At 68.6% G+C, this 24,719-nt stretch carries 22 protein-coding genes; 6 read left to right on the plus strand and 16 right to left on the minus strand.

The genetic code is table 11. The annotated features are described in order from the left end of the window. Nucleotides 1–41: 41 nt before the first annotated feature. Together ABIB25_RS09390 and ABIB25_RS09395 are read left to right on the plus strand one after the other, a co-directional pair. The gene (locus ABIB25_RS09390) at nt 42–533 is read left to right on the plus strand and encodes a GNAT family N-acetyltransferase (RefSeq protein WP_354528165.1); all 492 of its coding nucleotides are present in this window, start codon (nt 42–44) and stop codon (nt 531–533) included. Nucleotides 534–600: 67 nt separating this feature from the next. Continuing rightward, nucleotides 601–1,887, plus strand: a complete 1,287-nt coding sequence (locus ABIB25_RS09395; protein ID WP_354528166.1) for a thymidine phosphorylase — start codon at nt 601–603, stop codon at nt 1,885–1,887. 28 nt (nt 1,888–1,915) lie between these two features. On the opposite strand, the gene ABIB25_RS09400 is transcribed toward ABIB25_RS09395, so the two are convergent. Continuing rightward, entirely contained in the window at nt 1,916–2,719 is an 804-nt protein-coding gene (locus ABIB25_RS09400; RefSeq protein ID WP_354528167.1) for an ABC transporter permease, read from the minus strand. Continuing rightward, complete coding sequence (locus ABIB25_RS09405; RefSeq protein ID WP_354528168.1) at nt 2,716–3,762, minus strand: ATP-binding cassette domain-containing protein; 1,047 nt, start codon at nt 3,760–3,762, stop codon at nt 2,716–2,718. Before ABIB25_RS09405 ends, ABIB25_RS09400 begins: the two co-directional genes overlap by 4 nt. 282 nt (nt 3,763–4,044) lie before the next feature. Here ABIB25_RS09405 and ABIB25_RS09410 point away from each other — a divergent pair, with 282 nt between their 5' ends. Beyond that, nucleotides 4,045–5,148: an adenosine deaminase gene (locus ABIB25_RS09410; RefSeq protein WP_354528169.1), complete on the plus strand. Its 1,104-nt coding sequence runs from the start codon at nt 4,045–4,047 to the stop codon at nt 5,146–5,148. 152 nt (nt 5,149–5,300) lie between these two features. After that, a complete protein-coding gene (locus tag ABIB25_RS09415; protein ID WP_354528170.1) occupies nt 5,301–7,880 on the plus strand; it encodes a hypothetical protein in 2,580 nt (859 codons plus the stop codon). Nucleotides 7,881–7,888: 8 nt separating this feature from the next. Here the strand turns inward: ABIB25_RS09415 and ABIB25_RS09420 are convergent, their stop codons facing one another. The 3 genes from ABIB25_RS09420 to ABIB25_RS09430 all read right to left on the minus strand — a co-directional run bounded on the left by ABIB25_RS09420 (nt 7,889) and on the right by ABIB25_RS09430 (nt 12,102). Next, nucleotides 7,889–9,124: a SatS C-terminal domain-containing protein gene (locus tag ABIB25_RS09420; RefSeq protein WP_354528171.1), complete on the minus strand. Its 1,236-nt coding sequence runs from the start codon at nt 9,122–9,124 to the stop codon at nt 7,889–7,891. A gap of 134 nt (nt 9,125–9,258) precedes the next feature. Further along, nucleotides 9,259–10,632, minus strand: coding sequence for a 4-aminobutyrate--2-oxoglutarate transaminase (gene gabT / locus ABIB25_RS09425; RefSeq protein ID WP_502919774.1), 1,374 nt, complete (start codon nt 10,630–10,632; stop codon nt 9,259–9,261). A gap of 12 nt (nt 10,633–10,644) precedes the next feature. Beyond that, a complete protein-coding gene (locus ABIB25_RS09430) occupies nt 10,645–12,102 on the minus strand; it encodes a gamma-aminobutyraldehyde dehydrogenase (protein WP_354528172.1) in 1,458 nt (485 codons plus the stop codon). Nucleotides 12,103–12,361: 259 nt separating this feature from the next. On the opposite strand from ABIB25_RS09430, the gene ABIB25_RS09435 reads away from it, so the two are divergent. After that, on the plus strand, nt 12,362–12,661 hold the full coding sequence (locus ABIB25_RS09435; RefSeq protein ID WP_354528173.1) for a DUF5302 domain-containing protein: 300 nt from the start codon (nt 12,362–12,364) through the stop codon (nt 12,659–12,661). Nucleotides 12,662–12,716: 55 nt separating this feature from the next. Here the strand turns inward: ABIB25_RS09435 and ABIB25_RS09440 are convergent, their stop codons facing one another. The 10 genes from ABIB25_RS09440 to deoC all read right to left on the minus strand — a co-directional run bounded on the left by ABIB25_RS09440 (nt 12,717) and on the right by deoC (nt 22,432). Next, nucleotides 12,717–12,950 carry a hypothetical protein gene (locus ABIB25_RS09440; RefSeq protein ID WP_354528174.1) on the minus strand — a complete coding sequence of 78 codons (234 nt, stop codon included), beginning with the start codon at nt 12,948–12,950 and terminating at the stop codon, nt 12,717–12,719. Between the two features lie 219 nt (nt 12,951–13,169). Then, nucleotides 13,170–13,997, minus strand: coding sequence for a class F sortase (locus ABIB25_RS09445; RefSeq protein ID WP_354528175.1), 828 nt, complete (start codon nt 13,995–13,997; stop codon nt 13,170–13,172). 2 nt (nt 13,998–13,999) lie between these two features. Next, nucleotides 14,000–14,731 carry a CHRD domain-containing protein gene (locus ABIB25_RS09450; RefSeq protein ID WP_354528176.1) on the minus strand — a complete coding sequence of 244 codons (732 nt, stop codon included), beginning with the start codon at nt 14,729–14,731 and terminating at the stop codon, nt 14,000–14,002. 95 nt (nt 14,732–14,826) lie between these two features. Further along, nucleotides 14,827–15,489 carry an anti-sigma factor family protein gene (locus ABIB25_RS09455; RefSeq protein WP_354528177.1) on the minus strand — a complete coding sequence of 221 codons (663 nt, stop codon included), beginning with the start codon at nt 15,487–15,489 and terminating at the stop codon, nt 14,827–14,829. Continuing rightward, nucleotides 15,486–16,070 (minus strand): sigma-70 family RNA polymerase sigma factor, encoded by a 585-nt coding sequence (locus tag ABIB25_RS09460; RefSeq protein ID WP_502919775.1) that lies wholly within the window; start codon nt 16,068–16,070, stop codon nt 15,486–15,488. Before ABIB25_RS09460 ends, ABIB25_RS09455 begins: the two co-directional genes overlap by 4 nt. A 170-nt stretch (nt 16,071–16,240) precedes the next feature. Then, the gene (locus ABIB25_RS09465) at nt 16,241–17,326 is read right to left on the minus strand and encodes an S-(hydroxymethyl)mycothiol dehydrogenase (RefSeq protein ID WP_354528178.1); all 1,086 of its coding nucleotides are present in this window, start codon (nt 17,324–17,326) and stop codon (nt 16,241–16,243) included. A 276-nt stretch (nt 17,327–17,602) separates the two neighbouring features. Beyond that, entirely contained in the window at nt 17,603–18,958 is a 1,356-nt protein-coding gene (locus tag ABIB25_RS09470; protein WP_354528258.1) for an FAD-dependent oxidoreductase, read from the minus strand. 112 nt (nt 18,959–19,070) lie between these two features. Continuing rightward, on the minus strand, nt 19,071–19,976 hold the full coding sequence (locus tag ABIB25_RS09475; protein ID WP_354528179.1) for an aldehyde dehydrogenase family protein: 906 nt from the start codon (nt 19,974–19,976) through the stop codon (nt 19,071–19,073). After that, nucleotides 19,976–21,460, minus strand: a complete 1,485-nt coding sequence (locus ABIB25_RS09480) for an aldehyde dehydrogenase family protein (protein WP_354528180.1) — start codon at nt 21,458–21,460, stop codon at nt 19,976–19,978. The genes ABIB25_RS09475 and ABIB25_RS09480 overlap by 1 nt, the downstream gene beginning before the upstream one ends. Next, a complete protein-coding gene (deoC, locus tag ABIB25_RS09485) occupies nt 21,461–22,432 on the minus strand; it encodes a deoxyribose-phosphate aldolase (RefSeq protein WP_354528181.1) in 972 nt (323 codons plus the stop codon). It lies immediately after the preceding gene. A 243-nt stretch (nt 22,433–22,675) separates the two neighbouring features. Here deoC and upp point away from each other — a divergent pair, with 243 nt between their 5' ends. Next, complete coding sequence (upp, locus tag ABIB25_RS09490) at nt 22,676–23,329, plus strand: uracil phosphoribosyltransferase (RefSeq protein WP_354528182.1); 654 nt, start codon at nt 22,676–22,678, stop codon at nt 23,327–23,329. 79 nt (nt 23,330–23,408) lie between these two features. On the opposite strand, the gene ABIB25_RS09495 is transcribed toward upp, so the two are convergent. Next, nucleotides 23,409–24,464 (minus strand): hypothetical protein, encoded by a 1,056-nt coding sequence (locus ABIB25_RS09495; protein WP_354528183.1) that lies wholly within the window; start codon nt 24,462–24,464, stop codon nt 23,409–23,411. Between the last annotated feature and the right edge of the window lie 255 nt (nt 24,465–24,719).

Here is a 24,719-nt window from a genome sequence, read left to right on the forward strand (position 1 = left end):
CTGAGGATCCGCATCGATCACCGCACCGTGGAAGGACCGAGATGGACGACCCGGCGCGCAGCAACTTTCGGCTGGTGGTCGCCGACCTGCCCGAACTCCGTCCAGGTCCGGGCGGCGTCGCCTTCCGGACGGTGGAGGACGACGACGATGCCGAACTCGGCGGCCTGATGGAGCGCGCCTACGCCGGAACGGTCGACGAGGATCTCGGCGACAACAACGATGGCCTCGTCGAGATCGAAGATTGGCGCTCGAGCGGCGCGGTCCCGGAATGCAGCATCGTGGCCCTGCAGGACGGTGGCTACGTGTCCGCCTGCCTGATCGCGCGTGCGCCGAGTGGCAACTGGTGGGTCGGCTACGTCTACACCGACCCGGTGGCGAAAGGGCGCGGAATCGGCAGGGCGGCGGCAGCGCAGGCACTGGCCCTGGTGCGCGCGGCCGGTGCGACGGAGGTGCAGGCCGAGGTCACCGACGGCAACGAGCCGTCCGAACGGCTCCTCCGCAGCCTCGGTTTCACCCGGACCGGTCCCGGCTGAGCCGCCGGCCCGATACTGGAAGCCCGATCCGGATCGCGCGGTCGGGCCGACGACCGAGGAGCTCTGCATGTCCACGTTTGCCGCTGTCGATGTGATCGCCGCCAAGAGGGATCGGCACGTGCTCACCGACGACCAGATCGATTGGACGATCGGTGCCTACACCGCCGGCGAGCTCGCGGAGGAGCAGATGTCGGCGCTGCTCATGGCCATTCTGCTCAACGGGATGACCTCGGCGGAGATCGCCCGGTGGACCGCGGCGATGATTGGCACCGGCATCCGGCTCGACCTGTCCGGTGTCGGTCGACCGACGGTCGACAAGCATTCGACAGGTGGTGTGGGGGACAAGATCTCGTTGCCGCTGGCGCCGTTGGTGGCGGCCTGCGGCGCTGCCGTTCCGCAGTTGTCCGGACGGGGCCTCGGGCACACCGGCGGCACGTTGGACAAGATGGAGTCGATTTCCGGCTGGAATGCGATGTTGTCGCCGGCCCGGATGATTACCGCGCTGTCGCAGGTCGGCGCCGTCATCTGCGCTGCGTCGGACGATCTGGCGCCGGCCGACCGCAAGCTGTACGCACTGCGGGACGTCACCGCGACGGTCGAGTCGATCCCGATGATCGCTGCCTCGATCATGAGCAAGAAGATTGCGGAGGGCACCGATGCACTGGTGCTCGACGTCAAGGTGGGATCCGGCGCCTTCATGAAATCCACCGACCGGGCTGCCGAACTCGCCCGGGCGATGGTCGAACTTGGTGCAGCGCATGGTGTCCGGACCACCGCGATGCTCACCGACATGTCGGTCCCGCTCGGTACTGCGGTCGGCAATGCGATGGAGGTGGCCGAGGCGGTGGAGGTGCTGGCCGGTGGCGGCCCGGCCGATGTCGTCGGGCTGACGCTCGCCCTGGCCCGGGAGATGGTCGACCTCGCTGGTCTTGACGTCGACCCGGCCGACGTCCTGGCCTCCGGTGCCGCGATGGACTCCTGGCGCGCGATGGTGGCAATCCAGGGTGGTGACCCCGACTTCGTCCTGCCGGAGCCGAAGGAGAGGCACGTCGTCACCGCCGAGACCACCGGTGTGGTCACTCATCTGGACGCTTTTGCGGTGGGCGTGGCGTCCTGGCGGCTCGGCGCCGGCCGGGCTCGCAAGGAGGATCCGGTGCAGGCGGCGGCCGGCATCCTCTGCCTGGCCAAGCCCGGTGACAGTGTCGTCTTCGGGCAACCGTTGTTCGAACTGCACACCGACACTCCGGACCGTTTCGCACCCGCTCTGGAAGACCTGTCGGGCGCGCTGGAACTTGCTCCACCCGGAACAGCATTCGCCCAGCGCGATCTCGTCATCGACGTCATCCGTCGCTGAGCGCCCCACCAGGTGCAACCGGACAGCCCTACCGAAGAGCGCTGCGCCCGTACTGACGCACGGCGAGCGGGATGAAGGTGCCCAGCAGGATGACGATCCAGATCAACGTGTAGGTGATCGGGTGCTGGATCGGCCAGGCGTCGGATATCTTCAACGTCGGCGACGTATTGCCGAACAGATTGCGGATGGCCTGGGTGATGGTCGATACCGGGTTCCACTCGGCGAACACCCGCAGAACGGCCGGAAAACCGTTGGTCGGCACAAAGGTGTTCGCGATGAAGGTCAGCGGGAAGATGACGATGAAGCTGGCGTTGTTGAACACCTCGGGGGTACGGACGAGCAAGCCGAGCAAAGCCATCAACCACGAGATCGAGAAGGCGAAGACCAGCAGCAGGAGGAACGCCCCGAGCGCATGGAAGAACGAGGTGTGGATCCGCCAGCCGACGATCAGACCCGTGACGGCCATGACGAAGACGGACACCAGGTTCAACCCGATGTCGGCCACCGTGCGGCCGACGAGCACCGCGGACCGGGCCATCGGTAGTGACCGGAAGCGGTCGATCAGCCCCTTCTTCAGATCCTCGGCCAGCGAGGATCCGGTAGTGGTACTGCCGAAGAAGACCGTCTGCGCGAAGATGCCCGGTAGGAGGAACTCGGCATAGCTGATTCCGCCGGTGGAGATGGCGCTGCCGAAGACGTAGCGGAAGAGCAGCACGAACATGATCGGCGACAGCGTCGCGAACACGATGAGATCGGGCACGCGTTTGAGCCGGATCAGATTTCGTTTGGTGATGGTGACGGCATCCGAGACACCGTGGGCGAGAGTCGTCATCTGGTCTTCTCCTTCTGCAGGTCGGCCGACGCTGCGCCGGCCGGTTCAGAACTGCCCTTTCCGGAATTGCTCTTGTCGGAACCGTCCTGCGGCCTGTCGTCCTGTGCGGAACTGTGTCCGGTCAGGGTCAGGAAGACATCGTCCAGATCGGGGCGCCGGAGGCCGACGTCCATCAGTTCGATGCCGGTGCCCCGCCAGGATTCGAGGGCGGCAGCCAGATCGTCGGCGCCGCGCGCGACCGGCAGGCTCACCGTGCGGGACTGTTCGTCGACCTGCGGGGTGTCGGTCCCCAGCGGCGTCAGCAACCGGGCGAGAGCGGGCAGGTCGGCGGAGTTCGCCGCGGTGAACTCCAGCCGCTGCCCGCCGACCTGGGCCTTCAGTTCGTCGCCGGTGCCGCGGGCGATGACCTGGCCGTGATCGATCACCACCAGCTGATCGGCGAGACGGTCGGCCTCCTCCAGGTACTGGGTGGTCAGCAGGATGGTGGTGCCATCGCTCACCAGGTTCGCGATGAACTCCCACATGCCCTGGCGGCTGCGTGGATCGAGACCGGTGGTCGGCTCGTCCAGGAAGAGCACCCGCGGCCGGGCGATCAGGGACGCCGCGATGTCCAGCCTGCGCCTCATACCGCCGGAATAGGTCTTCGCGGGCCGCTTGGCGGCATCCGTCAGGTCGAAGCGTTCGAGCAGATCCGCTGCCCTGATCCGGGATTCCTTCTTGCCGAGATGGTAGAGCCGACCCACCATCTCCAGGTTCTCGAGCCCGGTGAGGTACTCGTCGACTGCGGCGTACTGGCCCGTCAGGCCGATGATGGCCCGCACCTCGTCCGCCTGTCTCTCGACGTCGAGACCGGCCACCTCTGCGCGGCCGGCGTCCCGGTGCAGCAGCGTGGCGAGGATTCGCACCACCGTCGTCTTGCCCGCTCCGTTGGGGCCCAGCAGCCCCAGGACCGTGCCTTCCGGCACCGTCAGGTCGACCCCGGCCAGAGCCGTGGTCTCGCCGAACTGCTTGATCAAACCTTCGACAACGATGAGATCCGCCATATCAAGGGACCTTAAAGGACAGCACCGACAGTGCTGGGTGAGGGTGGCTGCGAATCGAAGCACGACGGCGGCTGCACGGAGAGACCGACAGTGATGCGGGCCGGAGGCTCGCTGGATCTGTCGATGGGGGCGTTGCTGGGTGAGGGTGGCTCCGAATCGAAGCACGACGGCGGCTGCACGGAGAGACCGACAGTGACCCCGCGAGTGTGTGTTCCGGGTCCGGGCGGGCAGCGTTCGCCCGACGTTTGCCACCACGACCTGGCGCCCGGGTAACGTCTGCGGATGCCCAACGAGACAACCGCACCACTCGACGTCGAGACGATCCGCACCGCACCCAAGGTCCTCCTGCACGACCACCTGGACGGCGGTGTCCGGCCGATCACGCTGATCGAACTGGCCGAGCAGACCGGCTACCAGGACCTGCCCAGCACCGATCCGGCCGATCTGGCCCGCTGGTTCTCCGAGTCCGCCTACTCCGGTTCGCTCGAGCGCTACCTGGAGACTTTTTCGCACACCGTGGGCGTGATGCAGACGCGGGAGGCGCTGATCCGGGTCGCCTCCGAGTGCGTGCAGGATCTGGCCGCGGACGGCGTCGTGTACGCAGAAGTCCGGTTCGCGCCGGAGTTGCACACCGAGAAGGGGCTGGACCTGGACGAGGTCGTGCAGTCGGTGCTCGACGGGTTCGCCGCCGGGATGGTCGCGGCTAAGGAGGGCGGCCACGGGATCCGCGTCCGAGCCCTGCTGACCGCGATGCGGCATGCCGCCCGGTCCCGTGAGATCGCGGATCTGGCGGTCAAGTACCGGGATCAGGAGGTGGCCGGATTCGACATCGCCGGCGCCGAGGCCGGATTCCCGCCCACCCGTCATCTGGACGCCTTCGAATACCTGCGTCGGGAGAATGCGCATTTCACCATTCACGCCGGCGAGGCATTCGGGCTGCCCTCCATCTGGGAGGCGCTGCAGTGGTGCGGCGCAGACCGTCTCGGGCACGGAGTACGCATCATCGACGACATCTCGCTCGCTTTCGACGGCACCGCAGAATTAGGTCTGCTGGCGGCGTACGTGCGTGACAAGCGAATTCCGCTGGAAATGGCGCCGACGTCGAATGTCCAGACCGGGGCGGCCGAATCCATCGCCAAGCATCCGATTGGTCTGCTCAAGGATCTCGGGTTCCGGGTGACGGTCAACACCGACAACCGGCTGATGAGCGGCTGCACGATGACCAGCGAGATGGCAGGCCTGGTCGAGGCCTTCGGCTACGACTGGGCGGATCTGCGGTGGTTCACCATCAACGCCATGAAGTCAGCCTTCCTGCCGTTCGACGAACGCCTCGCGGTCATCGAGAACGTCATCAAGCCCGGCTATGCCGCACTGCTGACAGCATGAGGTAGGACCCCAGGACCTGCCTCCTGGGCAACCGCCCGTTTGCTGCACCGAATGGCGCTCGCGCATGTATCAGGAGCCCTGCACACTGCGTCTGTTCTGGTGAGAACCCGGGAGGCAACGAAGTGCGCATCGTCGAGCTGAGAATCCACGGTGTGAGTGGGACGCCGGCCAAGGAGATGTTGCAGACCGAGCTGGATGAACCACTCACCGACGCCGACATCGTCCAGGTCGCAGGGGACGGCCAGACCGGCTTCTTCCGCCGGACCGAGCCGGCTTCCACCGTCGAGCCCGGAGATGTGCTGGAGGCCTACAACTGGGGCCAGCTGACGTCGGGAACCTGGATCAAGTCGCTCTGGCTGCTGCTGGTGCCGTTCGGGATGGTCAACGCCGCCCACTTCATGCTCCCCGGCTCACCCGGGCCCAAGTCGACCAGGTCCGAGACGGCCTGGCGCGCGGTGGCGGAGGGTGCGCTCCGCGGTTTCGGGCTGATCATGACGGTCACCTTGACGGTCACGGCAGGGGAGGCGCTGATCGATCTGGTGGCCTGGCAGTGGACCGGGCTGCCGGGTTCGGGGACCGAGGCACGCTTTCCCGATCCGAGGGGATGGCTCATCGGCGGCCTGGCGGTGACGGCGTTGATCCCGGTGGCGATCCTGATGTTCGCCGGGCGGCGCGCGCCGGCCGCCGGTGAACCCGTGGCCCCGGTCGCCGCCCACCCGTCGAAAGGCCTGCCCGGCAGCTACTTCAGCGAGCACACGCACCTGACGGACAGGGCTTTCGATGTCGGCGATCCCGATATCCCGACCCTTCGCAACCTGCATCTGGCCGGCTGTTGGGCCGTGCTGGGGGTGCTGGGATTCTCCGTCCTCGGCAGTACCCCGGGCCCGACGGGCACAGCACACGGCTGGTCCCGCGCCGGGATCGTCTGCTGCGCGGCCGCCGGCTTCGCCGCCCTCCTGCTGACGACCTTCATCGGTGACCCGCACCGGCAGGACGGCGTGACCCGGCGGAAGACCATCCGGGTGATCGGGGTGGTGGTGCTGTGCATCTCACTCGGCCTGCTGGTCTGCGGCGCCGTGGCGGTGGCCCTCACCGAGCACCTGGACCCGGGAGCTCACGCGACGTCGCCCACCACGCCGGCAGGTTCGGTGGGTCGGGGATTCCTACCGGGGACGGCCGGGGTGTCGGTCTGGTTGATGGTGACCGCGGCGATCGTCCTGGTGCTGATCAGCGCGGCGGCGGCGATCCTGGCCTTCGTCACCCGGGACGTCTACACGTTCGACCCGTTCCGCCGGTATCTGGCCGGCCTGACCGGGCCGGTCCTGGCCTCGATCGGTGGCTTTCTCGGAGTCGGGTTCGGCGCGGCCGCTGCCTACGGCGGAAGGCAACTGGTGTCGGCCAAGGTGGCGATCGGCCACCACCTCGATCTTCCGTCCGTCTACACCCGGATCGCCCACGCCTGGGGGATCACGCTGGTGGGGCTGCTGATCGTGGCGGCGGTCCTGGCCGTCTGGCGGATGGCCAGGAGGCCCACCCTGGTCGATGCGGTCCGGATCGCGCACAACGTCCAACCGGCGCCGGCCAACCCCTCCGCCTCCACCCCGACCAGCAAGGGCCTGCGGCGTCGGCGCGACCTCACCGAGAGCATGATCGGAAGGGTGGCGGACGCCTGGTTCACGGCCAGGGTCAAGTTCCACATCCAGTGGATCTTCCTGGGTTTCGCGGCGCTCGGAACGGTGCTCACCGGGTTCACCGTCGCCGCACTGTGGATCGATCAGATCGATCAGCAGGGCTACCGCTGCGAGGGTTCGCGCGGACCGGACCACTGGCGGATCGTCGGCGCGCTGGTCAGCTGCAATTCCTACGCCGGGCCGGTTTTCGTGGCCGCCGGGTCGCTGCTGCTACTGGGTCTCGGCGCCGGGTTGGTCTATCTGGGCCGCCGCTCCCTGGCCGACAGCAGCCTTCGGCGGAGTGTGAACGTGGTCTGGGACGTCATCGCCTTCTGGCCGCGGGCGGCCCATCCGCTGGTCCCGCCGCCCTACACGGCGAAGGCCGTCGACCAACTTCGCCGTCGCATCTACTACTTCCTCGGCCTGTGTGCAGCACCGGATCTGCACATCACCAGTGCCACCTGCACCTGCGCCGTCGCGCCCGAGCCGATCCGCCGCGTGGTGCTGGCCGCGCACAGCCAGGGCAGTCTGCTGGTCGTCGCGGCCCTGGCCGGCCTGCGTCTCGATCCCGATGCGACTCCGCCCGCGGTGCCGTCGGACGACAGACGCCGCGCCATCCGGCCGGACGAGATCGCTGTGCTCACCTTCGGTTCGCAGTTGCAGTTCGCCTACGCCCGGGCCTTCCCGCGATACGTGAACGTGGATCTCCTCGGCAGCCTGGGCCGGATCTTCGACATCGCAGATCCCGATCGGTCACGGTGGATCAGCCTGCTCCGCGAGACGGACCCGATCGGCGGCCAGGTCTTCACCACCCACCGCACCTGGGACTGCGAGGTCCCGACATCGTCGAGATTCACTGCAACCGGCAAGATCCCGATCATGACCAAGGCGGTCCCCGATGTCGTGACCGCGAGCGGTGTGCGCAAGTGCGGAAACGAGTGGCGACTGCTCGATCCGGCCCCGAGCGACGGCGAGAACGAAGTGCGCAAGCCGATTCTCGCGCACAGCGGCTACTTCCTGGACCCGGCCTGGGAGCTGGCCATCGCCCAGCTGAAAACCTGATCCCCTGGTCAGTCGGCCTTCGGGTCCCACTCGAGGGTCGAGGCGAAGGTGTCGACGAGGATCGACCAGGCGGCGACCTCGTCGTCGAACGGCGGCGCGGGGGCCATGCGCTCGGCGTCGGGCTTGGTGATGGAGCTGATCAGGCTGGACAGCGGGGTGGCGCTGGACAAGGCGTCGGCCGCTTCGTCGTCCTTGCGGGCCGCCGCCGCGTCGGTGAGCAGCTCGACCGCCAGCTCGAGCTGCCTGCGGTCGACCTCTTTCGGTCCGGCCAGCAGATCGTCGCCGAGACCGTCGAGCACGTAGGTGTTCTCGGGGCCGGCAACGACCACTGCGTCTCCGCCGTCGATGGCCTCGCGCACCTCCGGCCAGACTGCGAGAGCCGCGAGCTTGTGGTCGGCGCCGGCGTCGGTGAGGTAGTTCTCGAGCTTCTCGTCGGAGGAGAAGATCTGGATCCGGTTGGCCTTGGACAGGAAGACCGGCTCGTCCTCCAGGTAGCAGCGCAGCGTCCAGCCTGACTGTCCACCGACGGTGATCTCGATGCAGTCGATGCCGATCTCGTCCCAGAACTCCAGTTCCGGGTCGCGCTCGCCCTCCTCGAGTTCGGCGACGGCGACCTCTTCCTCCTCGTCCTCCACGACCACCGCGTTGACGGCGATCGCCTCGGCCTCGGCCGCTTCCAGGACGGTGGCGTCGACCTCAGGGGTCTTCACCAACTTGTCGAGGGCTTCGATCACCTCGTCCCAGCGCTCGGACACCACGGCTCCGATGCCGTTCCAGAGCTTCTCGCCCTGACGGCCGGTGAAGGCCTGCTCGCCGGCGGACAGCAGGCTGAAGCCGTCGGCCGCTCCGAGCACCTCTTCGATGGCCGGCAGGTCGCACACCTCGGCGAGCGAGTGGAGGATCGCGACGGTGTCTGACAGCTCGGCCAGCGTCCAGATGTCCGGCGTCTCGGCGACCAGCTCGGGGACGCCGATGATGTCGAAGCGGTGATCGTCGTCGGGCATCAGTTCGTCGGTCATCGCCTCGGAGGCGGCCTCCCACTCCGGGTGGTCGATCAGGTCGTGCTCGTCGCTGCTGCGGATGAATGCGGCCAGGTGAGCGGGCGTCGGGAAGACGTAGAGGTCATCACCGTGGCCGAGGAAGGCCTCCCATTCCTCGCCCTCCTCGCGCCAGCGGGGAGCCCACAGCGTCAGTCCGTTGCCGGCCGTCAGACCGAGCTGGATGGGGATGATTTCCGCTGCCACTGTGAAGTCCTCTCAAAACGGGGTGAGCCGCGGAACCTGGGACGAACCGCCGGGAGGAGACTATCCGTCCCCGGTGTGGATCGAATGTCGGCACGGTGCCGCGGTGTCGGCCCCCGGTCCGCAACGACGGCCGTTCAGAGTGCGCGGACGGCGGCTTCCAGGACGTCGAGGCCTTCGGAGAGCAGGTCTTCCCCGATCACCAGGGGCGGGAGCAGCCGGATGACGTTGCCGTAGGTGCCACAGGTCAGGATGACGACACCCTGTGCATGGCAGGCCTTGGCGACGGCCGAGGCGGCGGCCGCGTCCGGCTCCAGCGAGCCGGCCACGGTGAACTCCAGTGCGATCATCCCGCCGCGTCCCCGCACCTCGCCGATCCGGCCGGTCGCGGCGGCCAGTGCCTTCATCCGCGGCATGATCTGGGCCTCGATCCGGCGGGCGGCGGCGTTGAGATCCAGCTCCTCCATCGTCTCGATCGACGCCAGTGCGGCAGCGCAGGCGATCGGGTTGCCGCCGTAGGTCCCGCCGAGGCCGCCGGGGTGCACGGCGTCCATGATCTCGGCGCGGCCGGTCACGGCGGCCAGCGGCAGCCCGCCGGCGATGCCCTTGGCGGTGGTGACCAGGTCCGGCACCACACCCTCGTGGTCGCAGGCGAACCAGGATCCGGTGCGGCAGAACCCGGACTGGATCTCGTCGGCGATGAACACCACGCCGTTGGCCGTGCACCATTCCGACAGGGCGGGCAGGAACCCGTCGGCCGGGACGATGAAGCCGCCTTCGCCCTGCACCGGTTCAATCAGCACGGCGGCCACGTCGTCGGCGCCGATCTGCTTCTCGATCATCGAGATCGCGCGGGCTGCAGCATCTTTGCCGGTCATACCCTCGACATCCCGGAAGGGGTAGGACATCGGCATCCGGTAGACCTCACCGGCGAAGGGGCCGAAGCCCTTCTTGTAGGGCATCGCCTTCGCGGTCAGGGCCATGGTCAGGTTGGTCCGGCCGTGGTAGGCGTGGTCGAACGCCACCACGGCCGTTCGCTTGGTGGCCACCCTGGCGATCTTGACGGCGTTCTCCACCGCCTCGGAACCGGAGTTGAACAAGGCGGTGCGCTTCGCGTGACGACCGGGCGTCAGCTGGTTGAGCTTCTCGGCCACCGCGACGTAGTCCTCGTAGGGCGTCACCATGAAGCAGGTGTGGGTGAAGTGTTCGACGGCGTTGCGGACCGCCTCGACCACCCGGGGGGCGGCGTTGCCGACCGTGGTGACGGCGATCCCGGAGCCCAGGTCGATGAGCGAGTTGCCGTCGATGTCGACGATCACCCCGCCGCCGGCATCGGCGGTGTAGACCGGCAGCGTCGAGGCGACCCCCGCGGCCACCGCCACCTGCCGACGCTGATGCATCGCAACGGATTTCGGGCCGGGAATGGCCGTTCGGAGTCGGCGTTCCTGGACGATGTCGGTGCGGAACGCCGAGGCAGTCATTTCTCCTGGTACTGCGCTCACTGTGGTCATCTGCGGAACCTTCTACTCTGCCGAACCGATGGCGGACATGACGTGCTTGATGCGGGTGTAGTCCTCGAGCCCGTACATCGAGAGATCTTTGCCGTATCCGGAGTGGCCGAAACCACCGTGCGGCATCTCGGCGACCAGCGGGATGTGGGTGTTGATCCAGACGCAGCCGAAGTTGAGGGCGGCCGACATCCGCATCGCCCGGCCGTGGTCGGCCGTCCAGACCGATGACGCCAGACCATATTTCGTGCCGTTGGCGTAGGCAAGGGCTTCCCGTTCGTCGGTGAACTTCTGCACGGTGATGACGGGTCCGAAGATCTCGTTCTGGACGGCCTCGTCCTGCTGCTGCAGTCCGGAGACGACGGTCGGCTGGTAGAAGAAGCCCTCGCCGTACTGGCCCCCGGTCAGCTTCGCGCCGCCGACGTCCAGCGAGGCGTGGTCGGGCAGTCGGTCGATGAAACCGCCCACGTGGGCCAGCTGGTTGGCGTTGTTGACCGGCCCGAACAGTGCGTCGGTGTCCGACGGTGGTCCGGTGACGGTGCCGCGGGCCTGCTCGGCCAATGCCGCGACGAAATCGTCGTAGGCGCCGGGAGCGACCATCACCCTGGTGGCCGCAGTGCAGTCCTGACCGCCGTTGAAGTACCCGGCCACCGCGATCGCCTCGGCGGCAGCCGAGATGTCGGCGTCGTCGAACACGATGACGGGGGCCTTGCCGCCGAGTTCGAGGTGGACCCGCTTCACGTCGGCGGCCGCGGAGGTGGCGACCTGGATGCCGGCGCGGATGCTGCCGGTGATGGCCACCATTGCCGGGGTCGGGTGGGAGACCAGAGCCGACCCCGTGTTGCGGTCGCCGGTGACTACGTTCAGCACGCCGGGCGGCAGGAACTCGGCGGCCAGCTCGGCGAGCAGCAGCGTCGAGACCGGTGTGGTGTCAGACGGTTTCAGGACGATGGTGTTGCCGGCGGCCAGCGCTGGGCCGATCTTCCAGATGGCCATCATCAGCGGGTAGTTCCACGGGGTGACCTGGCCGACGACGCCGATCGGCTCGCGCCGGATGAACGAGGTGTGGCCGGCCAGGTACTCGCCGGCCGAGCGGCCTTCGAGGATCCGGGCGGCGCCGGCGAAGAAGCGGAGCTGGTCGACCGCCGGCGGAAGCTCCTCGGAAGCGGTGAGGCTCAACGGCTTTCCGGTGTTCTCGCTCTCCACCCCGACGAACTCGTCGGCGCGGGCTTCCAGCGCATCGGCGATCTTGAGCAGTGCGAGCTGCCGCTCCGACGGGGTGCTGCGGCCCCAGGTCTCGAACGCCGTCGAGGCCGCCGAGTACGCCTTGTCCAGATCTGCGTCGCCGGACACCGGCGCGGTGGCGTAGGCCTGACCGGTCGACGGGTTGATCACGTCGCTGGTGGCGCCGTCCGCGGCGTCGGTGAACTCGCCGTTGATGAAGTTGCGCAGCACGCGCAGGTCAGAGCTCATGATCTCCCTCTCTCGGGCCACGCGAGGGGTGTTCGGGACGACCGCGCGGCGATGACCACTCCAGCATTCCCTGTCGGGCCACCCGCGTGCCAGTGGGGGCGGGGGAACGGGCCGGCGGGAGGTCGCCGGAAAAGGGATTTCCGCCCACCGGCCGATACCGTCATGATGTGGGTCAGGATGTGAGTACCCGCGTGATCGACGCCGGACATCACCAGCCCGGGTATGACAGACCCCGGGTATGACAGACAAGGAGCCAGCCATGGCAGAGGCAGCGAAAGACAGGAAGACGTCAGCCAAGCCGGAGGTCGAGGTCACGGACGAGGTCGAGGTCACGGACGAGGTGGCATCGGCCACTGGGACCCCTGAGACCGCGGTGCCCGCCGAGGAGCACGTCCCGGTCACGGCCGACATCAAGTCCGCGTTCCAGGCTGCCCTCGAACGCAAGAAGCAGGCCGGTCAGGCACGCAGTGCGCACCTCGATGGTCACAGCGGCGTGGGTGGCGCCACCTCCAGTCACAAGGCGACCAGGACGTTCCGGCGCAAGTCGGGCAGTGCCTGATCTAACGCCCCTGATCCAATGCGCATGATGCCGGTCACGGGGTGGGCCTGGCGGGTCAGGGACCGGCCGCGCAGGGCGGCGCGTAGGCCTGGTCGGGCAGGTAGATCTTCCACTGGACTGGCGTGATCGGTGTACCCACCTCGCCGCAGATCTGCTGCGTCGCACTGTCCGTCGTGGAAGCCCAGAGCGAGACCCGGTTGTTGATGCTGGCGCCGGCGATCCGCGTGCTGTCCGGGCTGAAGTTGGCCGCGATCTGGTGCCGCTGCAGCGCCTGGACCAGCAACGGCACGCGGGTGGCGACCGGGTGTGAACACCGGTGATGACGCTGCCGGCAGGGTCCGAACACGACCGCCGACGAGGGGTAGGGCCATCGCCGGGTATGCATCGCAGCCGATCGTCCGCGCTTATCAACTTCGACGGCGCTCATGATCGGGTCGATTTCTGTCCCACCGGTCCCCAAAGCGGCACGATCATGAGCGCGATCGCCTGAGAGCCGACCGTCCAGCTGTCAGGTGCGCTGGGCGGTGACGACGACGTTCTCCGTGTAGCTGAGCGCCTCCCGGTCGAACGGCCCGCCGCAGGTGACGAACCGGACCACGTCGTGGAGGGTCGCGCCGTAGACGGCGAAGGTCGGGAAGTCATTCTTTCCGTACTGGTCGATCTTCGTCACGCGATAGGTGGCGACGGTGCCGTCGGCCAGCCCGATGTCGGCGGTATCGCCGACCGCAAGATCGCGAAGGCGGTAGAACACCGCCGGTCCGTCCAGCGAATCGACGTGCCCGAGGATCACGGTGGGTCCGACGGCTCCCGGGCGGCCGCCCGCGGAGAACCAGCCCGCGCGGTCGTAGTCCTGCGGCACCTCTGCCGACCCGTCCGCCGCGATCCCGAGATCGATCAGCTGCTCGTCGATGCCGATGGACGGGAGCCTGATGGAGACCGGTGCCGGCCCGGTTCGTGGTGGTGTGGCCGGGGCCGACCGGTCGGTCGTCGACGATGCCGTCGGTGCCGGGATGGTGGGCTGCGGGCTGGTCGTCGTCGGTGTGGGGCTTGCCCGGGCTGTGATCGGCGAGGTGGGCGCCGGCCCTTGGCTACTCGTCGGGCGGGTGCTGATGGGCGCCGTCGTCGTCAGGACGCCGGTCGTCCGGTCGTCGGACGACAACGTGGCACTTGCAACGGCGGCACTGGGAACGGTGGCACTGGGAACGGCGGCGGCGTCGACCGGGCCGGAGCGCGCCCCGCATGCGGTCGCGACGAACATCGCGACCGTCAACACGGCGATCGGCGCAGCGGCGCGCCGGCCGGAGCCGACGCGCCGCCCGATGCGGATCAGGGACACGATCAGTTCGTGGCTCGTCGACGGAGGACGACGCCCGCGCCGGCCAGCAGCACGACGCCGGCGGCCGCGAACGGCAGCACGTTCAGGCCGTCGTCGCTCCCGGTGCCGGACAGCGAAGCCGCCATTGCGCCGCCACCGGTCTTGATGCCGCCGACCGGGACGGCCGTGAGCTGACCGCGCACCGCACCGGCCGGGTTGGCCTTGGTGTGGGTGTCGGTGAAGAACGCCGCCGGGTCGGCCTCGATCTGGTCGAGGGTGAAACCCTCGCCGGTATCGACCCCGGTGTCGGCGTTCTTGATGCCGGTGGTGAACGGCCCCTGGAGGCAGCCGGAGCTGACGAACACGCCGTCCGCCTGCTGCACCGGGTTCGGGAACGCGATGCGCGGCGGACCGGCCTTCGCCGGGGCGCCCTGGTGGATGTGGGTGGCGGTCTTGGCCGGGCTCATGAACGGGGCAGTGATGCCCGTGACGCTGATGTCGTAGCAGATGACCTCGAGGTCGCTGTTGATCCGGTAGTTGAACGTGCCCGATGCGCCGGCGGTGCCCGGCGTCAGGACGTTCTGGGCGTTGACGACCATGTCCGGTGTGGCCATGGCGGTGAAGGCCGACGTGAACGAGGCCGGCTCGCCCATCTGGCTCTCGGCCGACGCGCTGCCGGCCGGGCCGAACATCATCGCTCCGATGGCCAGCATGGCGGCCGAGGCCAGTGTCGCCGAAGTTCGCTTGAGCTGCATGTGAATCCTCCTGGTGAGCAACGGTTGTCGTAGGTGTCTACGCGCGCCACCCGGCGGATGTTCAGTGCAGGAGCAAGTTTCGTTGACTTTTTCGGTCAGAAGGTGGAACTGACCAGCACGGCACCGTGATCCAGTACCTCGAAGCCGGCCGCGTCGGCTCTGAGGACGGCGGAGTTCAGGTTGCACCTCATCTGCCTGGTGCCGGTCCCGACGAACTCACCGGCGCTCGACCGCTCACCCCTGGTGTTGATCATCTCCACCTGATACGCATGCCCGGTCTCGAAACCGCTTGCGGTCAGCTGGATCTCCACCCCCCAGGTGTGGTTGATCAGCTTCGCGCTGGCGTCAACAGGAGCCCGGTCCACCTGGACCGCAACGGTTTCGGTGGGCGGGAGCGCTACCGTGGCGGGCGTCGGCTTGAGCCACCAGCCCGCACCCAACCCAATTGCCAACGCTGCGATCGCCGCGGCGATCAACAGCGGCGTGCTGCGCCGGGGGCGACGGACCGACTGGGCAGCACGCACATGGCGGATGACATCCTCGCCGAGTCCCGGCGGGGGGGAAGGTTCGGAGTCGATCCGGGCGACGTCGACGAGGTCGAGTTTGCGGACAGTGCCGCGCAACTCGGCCACCTCGGCGCGGCAGGCGGCGCAACCGTCCAGGTGGGCCTGCAGGCTCAGACGTTCCGGCTCGTCCAGTTTGCCGGTCACGTAGTAGCCGAGCATTTCGCGTAGTTCACGGTGCGAGAGATCGTTCACGGCTCGACCCCCATCTCTTCCATCGTCAGTCTCAAGGCCTTGAGGCCGTAGAACACCCGGCTCCGGATCGTCCCCGGAGCCACACCCTGCTCGGCGGCCACCTCGGCCGGTGGCCGGCCTCGCAGGTGGATCTCCACGATCGCGATCCGGTGCTCGACGCTGATCCGCCGGAGGGCTTCCTCGACGATCCACCGGTCGAGTACCTGGTCGTCGATCCGCAGGGTGGAGGCCCGGTCGAGGTCCGGGTCCGGGTCGCCGGCCGATGTGGCCTGCCACGGCCGCACCTTGCGTCGTCGGGCCTCGTCGATCACCACGTTGCGGGCGATCGCGAACAGCCACACGCGCAGGCTGGCCACCTCCGGATCGAAGGAGGCGGAGGATCGCCAGGCCCGCAGGAACACGTCCTGGACCACGTCCTGGGCGGTGCCCTCGTCCCCGAGCTGGCGGAGTGCGAACCGGTAGAGCTCGCTGCCGTGGGCGTCGTAGGCCGCGCGGAGGTCGGATTCCTCCGTCAACCGCGGGCGCTCGTCCGCGCGGCGCAGCGTACCGCGTCGGCGCATCAACCCTCCCAGTTCGCTCATCACCGAGTGTCTACGGCCGCCGACCCCGCCGTGTTCACGCTCCGCGCCGCGCCCCGCCGCGCCCCGCCGCCGCGCTTATCAACTTCGACGGCGCTCATGATCGGGTCGATTTCTGTCCCACCGGTCCCAAAAGCGGCACGATCGTGAGCGCAAGCACCTGAGTACGGGATTCAGAGCACGACCACACTGCGGAGCACGTCGCCGTGGTGCATCTTCTCGAAGGCCGACTCGATGTCGGTCAGGGCGATCTCCTCGGAGACGAACTTCTCCAGCGGCAGGCGACCCTGGAGGTACAGGTCGGTCAGCATCGGGAAGTCGCGGGACGGCAGGCAGTCGCCGTACCAGGACGACTTGAGCGACCCGCCCCGGCCAAAGATGTCGATGAGCGGGATCTCCAGCTGCAAGGTCGGGTTCGGGACACCGACCAACACGACGGTGCCCGCCAGATCGCGTCCGTAGAACGCCTGCTTCCAGGTTTCCGGACGTCCTACCGCGTCGATGACGACGTCTGCGCCGAAGCCGTCGGTCAGGGCCTGGATCGCTTCTACGACGTCGCCGTCCGAGGCGAGAATGGTGTCGGTGGCGCCGAACTCCTTGGCCCAGTCCAGCTTCCGCTGATCCATGTCGATGGCGATGATCTTTCGCGCCCCCGCCAGCCGTGCACCCGCAATGGCCGCGTCTCCGACTCCGCCGCACCCGATGACCGCGACGCTGTCGCCGCGCGTGACGGCGCCGGTGTTGATGGCGGCACCCAGTCCGGCCATCACGCCGCAGCCCAGCAGCCCGGCGACGGTGGCCGGCGCAGCCGGGTCGACCTTGGTGCACTGCCCGGCGGCGACCAGCGTCTTCTCGATGAAGGCACCGATGCCCAGGGCCGGCGACAGCTCTGTTCCGTCCTCGAGGGTCATCTTCTGCTTGGCGTTGTGGGTGTTGAAGCAGTACCAGGGCCGGCCGCGCAGACAGGCCCGGCACTGGCCGCAGACCGCACGCCAATTGAGGATGACGAAGTCACCGGGGACGACCTCGGTCACGCCCTCGCCGATGGCCTCGACGATGCCGGCGGCCTCGTGTCCGAGCAGGTAGGGGTACTCGTCGCCGATGCCGCCGCTCTTGTAGTGCAGGTCGGTGTGGCACACGCCGCAGGCCTGGATCTTGACGATCGCCTCGCCGGGTCCTGGGTCGGGTACCAGAACGGTGACCAACTCGACCGGAGCGTCCTTCGCCCGCGAAATGACGCCCTGGACCTTCTGCACCATTGCCAGTTCCTCCTGCTGATTCGGGCCCGCGTCGAGCGCGCGCCGGTGGCGTTCGGCCCGCCTCCGCTGGTGCGTGGGGTGCCTGTTGGCAGGGTATCCAAGCCGAGCCGCTTCGGCGCACGCCGGCTGCGGCGCGCACGGGCTGCGGCGCGCACGGGCTGCGGCGCACCAGCCGCGGCGCATTCAGGAATGCCCGAATGCGGGCATTTCGAGCCCGAAACAGGCCGTTCCGTATGCGCCGGACACTCCTGTATGCGCAGGAGGGGGCGCGGTCGATCAGCGGGTTCCGGCGACCCGCGTCATCTCGTCACGGGCGTGCAACTTGATCCGCTCGCGCTCGACCGGCTCGCCGAGCGAACGCTCGTGGGCGTCCAGGCGGTCCCAGCCCTCGAAATCGGTGACCGGGATGGACTTCGAGGCGAGCAAGGTGTGAACGGCCCGCCGATCGCGAACCGGAGCAGGAGTGAGGGCCTCACGGTCGGCCAGGAGGTTGGCGACGGTCTCGGCCGCATCGGACTTGGTGTGGCCGATCAGGCCGACCGGGCCACGCTTGACCCACCCGGTCGCGTAGATCCCAGGGAGCTGGCCGCCGTCCAGATCGAGCACCCGACCGCCCTTGTTCGGCAGGACGAAGTTGTTGGTGTCGAACGGCAGGTCCTCGATGGCCTCCGACCGGTAGCCGACGGCACGGTAGACCGCCTGCACGTTCCAGGTGGTGAATTCACCGGTCCCGCGTACGTTGCCGTCGCCGGTCAGCTCCTGGTGCTCGGTCCGCAGGCCGACCACCTTGCCGTCCTCGCCGATGATCTCGAGCGGGTTCTCCAGGAAGTGGATGTGGATGCGGCGGTTGAAGTTCGGATCGGCATCTCGAATGGCCCACTCCGACAACACGTCGACCACCATGCGGAGCGACTTGGACTTGCTCAGCGCCTCCTGCGAGCCGGCGTCGAACTCCATGCCCTCGGGCTGGACGAGCACCTGAAGGTTGGGGGAGTGGTCCAGCTCGCGCAACTCCACGGGAGTGAACTTGGCCTGCGCCGGCCCGCGGCGGGCGAACATGTGAACATCGGTGACGGCCGAGTTCCGCAACGCCGCGTGCACGTGCTCCGGGATGTCGGTGAAGAGCAGTTCGTCGCCGGTACGGGCGAGGATGCGGGCCACGTCCAGCCCGACGTTGCCGACGCCGAGCACGGCGACCGAGTGCGCACCCGTCAGGTTCCAGGTCTTCTCGCGGTCCGGGTGGGAGTCGTAGAAGGCGACGAAGTCGGCGGCGCCGTAGGAGCGGTCGAGGTCGATGCCGGGCAGGGCCATCGGGCGGTCGCGCTCGGCGCCGGTGGCGAAGATGATCGCGTCGTAGAACTCACGCAGCTCGTCTACCTTCAGATCGACGCCCACGTGCACGTTGCCGATGAACGAGATGCGGTCCGACTCCATCACCCGGTGCAGCGCGACGATGATCTGCTTGATGCGCGGGTGGTCCGGTGCGACGCCGTAGCGGATGAGGCCGTACGGTGTCGGCAGGCGGTCGAAGATGTCCACCGTGACGTCCGGGTCCTGCTTCGTCAGGATGTCGGCAGCGTAGATTCCGGCAGGGCCGGCGCCGACGACGGCGACACGCAACGGCAACGACACGGGCAGGCTCACAGCAGTTCTCCTCAGGACGGGCAACCCCTCCAGGTTACGGCTCCCTTCCCGTGCCCTGATCTCCAAGGTGAGGAATCTCGCAGGTCGGCCGCCCGGGTGGTCAGTAGCCGCCGCCCCCGCCGAGGGAGAGTGCCCCGGTCGGGTGCCACACGGTTTTGGTCTCAAGGAACGCCCGCAGGCGAACGGTCCCCGGTACCCGGCCGAAGTCGCTGATCGGGGGGGCGTAGACCCGTTTGACGGTCCCCGCGGCCGACCGCTCGAGGGACGTGCGGAGATCACCCTCGGCGCCGGTCAGATCGAGGGCGTCGACGTCGCCGTGGGCCGCCAGATGTGGTGCGATCTCGGCCGGATCTCCGGTGAGGATGTTGACGACGCCGCCCGGGAGGTCCGATGTGGCCAGCACTTCGGCCAGCGCGACGGCCGCCAGCGGGCGGGTCTGCGAGGCCAGCACCACGACGGTGTTGCCCGACGTGATGATCGGTGCGATCACACTGACCAGGCCGAGCAGCGAATCCTGTTGCGGGGCAACGGCTACCACGACGCCGGTCGGCTCCGGGGCGGAGAAGGAGAAGAATGGGCCGGCCACCGGGTTGGCTCCGCCGAACACCGCCGCCAGCTTGTCCGTCCAGCCTGCATAGTGGACGATGCGGTCGATCGCCGCGTCCACCACGGGGCCGGGCTGGCCCTCGCCGCCGTCGCGGAGCAGGTCGACGAACTGGGCCCGGCGTCCCTCCAGCATCTCCGCGATCCGGTAGATCACCTGACCGCGGTTGTAGGCGGTCGCGCCGGACCATCCGCCGAAAGCCTTGCGGGCGGCCGACACCGCGTCCCGTCCGTCCTTGCGGGAACCACGGGCGACGTTGGCCAGGAAGTGTCCGTCCGCGTCCGTCACCTGATAGGTCCGGCCGGACTCCGACCGCGGGAACGCCCCGCCGATGAACAGCTTGTAGGTCTTGGCGACCGCTAGCCGGTCGCCGGATTCCGCGAACTCGGAGTCGTCGGACATCAGATCCCCTCGTCGTCGGTGTTGAGGTACGCGGCGAGACCGGAGCGGCCACCTTCGCGGCCGAACCCGGATTCCTTGTAGCCGCCGAAGGCTGCGGTCGGGTCGAACCGGTTGAAGGTGTTGGCCCAGACCACGCCGGCCCGGAGCGCCGAGGCCACTCCCAGGATGCGGGAACCCTTCTCGGTCCAGACGCCGGCCGACAACCCGTAGGGCGTGTTGTTCGCCTTCGCGACCGCCTCGTCCGGGGTGCGGAACGTCAGGACCGACAGCACCGGCCCGAAGATTTCCTCGCGTGCGATCCGCATGGACTGCGAGACGTTTGTGAACACCGTTGGCGGGAAGAAGAATCCGCGGTCCGGCACGGGACACGGGGAGGTCCAGCGCACCGCGCCCTCGTCCTCCCCGGTGGCCGCCAGCGCAGTGACCCTGGACAGCTGCTCGGCCGAGTTGATCGCGCCGATGTCGGTGTTCTTGTCCATCGGGTCACCCAGGCGCAGGGTCGAGATCCGCTCCTGCAGCTTGGCGACCACCTCGTCGGCCACCGACTCCTGCACCAGCAGGCGGGATCCCGCGCAGCAGACGTGACCCTGGTTGAAGAAGATCCCGTTGACGATGCCCTCGACCGCCTGGTCGATCGGCGCGTCGTCGAAGACGATGTTCGCGGCCTTGCCGCCCAGTTCGAGGGTCAACCTCCGTCCGGTGCCGGCCAGTGCGCGCTGGATTTGCTTGCCGACCTGGGTGGATCCGGTGAAGGCCACCTTGTCGATGCCGGGGTGTTGGACGAGGGCCTTTCCGATGTCGCCGGCCCCGGGCAGGATGTTCACCACACCGGGCGGGAGGTCGGCGTCGGCGAGGATCTCGGCCAGCACCAGGATCGAGAGTGGTGTGGTCTCAGCGGGTTTGATCACCACCGTATTGCCGGCGGCCAGCGCCGGAGCGATCTTCCAGGCGGCCATCAACAGCGGGAAGTTCCACGGGATCACCTGCCCGACCACACCGAGCGGCTGCGGTGACGGGCCGAACCCGGCGTGCTGCAGCTTGTCGGCCCAGCCGGCGTGGTAGAAGAAATGCGCTGCAGCCGTGGGGATGTCGACGTCGCGGGATTCCTTGATGGGCTTGCCGTTATCGAGCGTCTCGACCACGGCCAGCTCTCTTGCCCGCTCGGCGATGCTGCGGGCGATCCGGAACAGGTACTTGCCGCGCTCGGCGCCGGACAGCCGGGACCAGCTGCCCTCGAACGCTTTTCGCGCATGACCGACCGCAACGTCGACGTCCGCGACGGAGGCGGTGGAGACCGTCGAGAGGGGCTGCGCGGTGGCCGGGTTCAGGGTTTCCAGATCGTCACCGCCTCCGTCGACGAAGGACCCGCCCACGAACATCTGGTACCGGTCGCGGACGCGGCCGATGGCAGCCGATTCCGGCGCCGGGGCGTAGTCCCAATCGGTCGCGGCGCGGACGCCGGGCGAGTGCGGATCGAGGGTCACTTAGTCCACCGTCACGTAATTGGGGCCGGAGTAGTGGCCGTCGGTCTGGGTGCGCCGTTGCATCAGCAGATCATTGAGCAGGGACGAGGCGCCGAAGCGGAAGAGAAAGGGGTCCAACCACTCCGGTCCGGCCACCTCCCGCACGGCGACCAGGTATCGCAGCGCGTCCTTGGTGTTGCGGATGCCGCCCGCCGGTTTCACCGCGACCCGGTCGCCGGTCAGCGCGTACCAGTCGTGGACCGCCTGCAGCATCACGTGGATGACGGGCAGCGTGGCGGCCGGCGCGATCTTGCCCGTGGAGGTCTTGATGAAGTCGCCGCCGGCCAGCATGGCGAGAAACGAAGCGCGCCGGACGTTGTCGTAGGTGGCCAGTTCGCCGGTTTCCAGGATGACCTTCAGCCGGGTCGAGCCGCAAGCGGCCTTGATCGCCCTGATCTCGTCGAACACCTTGCCGTAGTTGCCGGCGAGGAACGCGCCACGGTCGATGACCATGTCGATCTCGGTCGCCCCGGCCTCGATGGCCAGCGCGGTGTCGGCCAGTTTGACCTCCAGCGAGGACCGGCCGGAGGGGAAAGCGGTGGCGACCGAGGCGATGCCGACGCCCGTGCCGGCCAGTTCCGCGGCGGCCACCGCCACCATGTCCGGGTAGACGCAGACCGCGGCCACGGTCGGGGTGTCCGGGAACCCGGGGTCGGGCCGGCGGGCCTTGGCGGCCAGCGTCCGCACCTTGCCCGGAGTGTCAGAGCCCTCGAGCGTCGTCAGGTCGACCATCGAGATGGCCAGGTCGATGGCCCGGAGCTTCGCGGTCGACTTGATCGACCGGGTGGCCAGGGCGGCGGCCCGGGATTCGACTCCGACCGGGTCGACACCGGGCAGTCCCTGCAGGAAGCGGCGCAGGGAGGACTCGTCCGCCGCCGCATCGGCCAGTAGTGCCGGCCGCAGGTGCGCGGGCAGGGTCGGGGAGACGCTCATTGCAGGGATCCTATGCGCGGGCCGGGCGCCCGGCCCAGTCGGCGATGGCCGCGCCCGGTCGACCGGCTACGGTTCGGGCACCGGATCCGCCCGAGCCCCCGGCCGGAGGATCCGCCCGCGTCCAGCCTGACGGTCGCGACCAGCCTGACGGTCCGCCCGAGCCCGAGCGGGTCCCGCCCGAGCCCGAGCGGGTCCGCCCAGCCCCGGCCGGACGACCGCACGCGAATCGAGAGGAGATCCACGATGCCAGCTCCGCACGAGATCCCGGCCGGCCTCGACGTGACGGTGGTCGACCACCCGCTGGCCGCGGCCCGACTGTCGACCATGCGTGATGCACGCACCGACAACGCGACGTTCCGGGCGGCCCTTCGGGAGCTGACGTTGATGCTGATCTACGAGGCCAGTCGCACGCTGGCCACCGAGCGGGTGCCGATCCACACCCCGGTGGCGCGCACCTCCGCCGTCCGGCTGGCGAATCCGCCCCTCCTGGTACCGGTGCTCCGCGCCGGACTCGGCATGGCCGACCAGGCGCACGCGTTGATCCCCGAGTCGCAGATGGGATTCGTCGGGTTGGCCCGCGACGAGAAGACGCTGCTGCCGACGCCTTACATGGAGTCCCTCCCGGAGTCGCTCGCCGGACGCCCGGTCTACGTCCTCGACCCGATGCTGGCCACTGGCGGTTCGATGGTCCACACCATCCAACTGCTCAAGGCCAGGGGCGCAACCGACGTCACCGCCATCTGCGCGCTGGCTGCGCCCGAGGGCCTGCTGATGCTGGCCGAGTCCGGGCTCGGCGTGCGCGTCGTCACCGCGTCGGTCGATGAGCGGCTGAACGACTCCGGTTACATCGTCCCGGGTCTCGGTGACGCCGGCGACCGCCAGTTCGGCGCCGTCTGAACGCTCGGCGCCGTCTGAACGCTCGTCTTCGTACGAGGCAACGGAACGGCCGCGCCCCGACGACGACGCGACGGCCGACTCAAGTGGTCTTGGGCTCGAAGTGCACCGGCAGGATCAGCGGGTAGGTCCGGGGCGAATGATCAGGGTGTGCCGGGTAGGCCACGCCCGGCCCACGTCGCCCTGGCGAGAGTGACTGGTTGCGTACCGATCTGGCCTGCAGGATCCTGCGGGCCAGCACCGAGCCGGCACCGTCGGTGTGGCAGACGTCGGCCAGCAGGACGCGCGAATGGCTCCAGAGCAGTAGCAGGATCGTCAGGATCAGCGGGGTCGTCTCGACGTAGTTGTCGGTGATGACGGCGGCGATTACCGAGGCTGTGATCAGTGGGATCCCGAGGCGCACCACACCCGAGAGCCAGCCGGCCAGCAGGGATCCCGTCGCGCGGACGTAGATGCTGAGGCCGAGGAGTAGCGCGGCGATCCCCAGCGTCTGGTTGTGGGCGGCAGCGAAGCGGCCGACATCGGCCAGCAGGATGGACAGGCCACCCGGGTTCCGTTGTCGTTCGGCGCCGGCGATCGCCCACACCAGAAACCCGGTCAGTACCAGGTAGATCGGGAGACGTTCGATCCGGACGGCGTTGCGGCGCAGAGGGAGTCGCGCTGCCCGCCGGGACCGGTGGATGGGCGTCGGTACCGGGTCGGTTTTTCCCGTCAGATCCGGGTACTGCGCCAGCATCTCGTCGACGTCCTGGAAGATCTTCACGTCGGGCAGGTGGTCGGCCAGGGACAGGAGCAGATCGTCGGCCAGCGCGCCCTCGGCGACCCAGAGCGCCACCACCCGGCCGGCCTGCGAACGCCAACCCCTGACGCCGGCCAGCGTCTGACCCTCGAGGGCCACCACCGCGACGATCAGATCTGCCTGGGCGTACTGGGAGCGCAGGACGGACAGGGTGCGGAAGGTGTAGATGCCGCAACGGCAGTTCTCCACCGGAGCGCGGTGCGAGGCCCGATGCCGACAGCGTGCGATGCAGATGCCGTCACGCCAGGAGTCGTCGACGGCCGTCACCGGGAGGAGGTGCCCGTCGTCGCTGACCCGGAAGGTCCGGAGGCCGTGGACGTCGAACTGCAGGTCGGTCACCGCGAGGGAGCGGGTTCTTCTCGGGGGGCGCGTTCCGGCTGGGCCGGTGCGGGAGTGGCCGGTAGGACCGGACGGGACGGCAGGATCTCCACCCGCTTCGGGTCTGCTCCGATATCACCCACGACGTGTCCTTCCGATCGACGACGATCAACCCATCGTAGGCGCGGTCGAGCTTCCCCGCGGCAGTCGTGGTGAAGTCTCCCGCCGGGACACCCGTCCATGGTCGTGCGCGGGGCGCAGGGATCGCCCCAGCGA

It is taken from the genome of Nakamurella sp. UYEF19 (assembly GCF_040546275.1).
In the GTDB taxonomy this organism is placed as follows: Bacteria; Actinomycetota; Actinomycetes; order Mycobacteriales; family Nakamurellaceae; genus Nakamurella.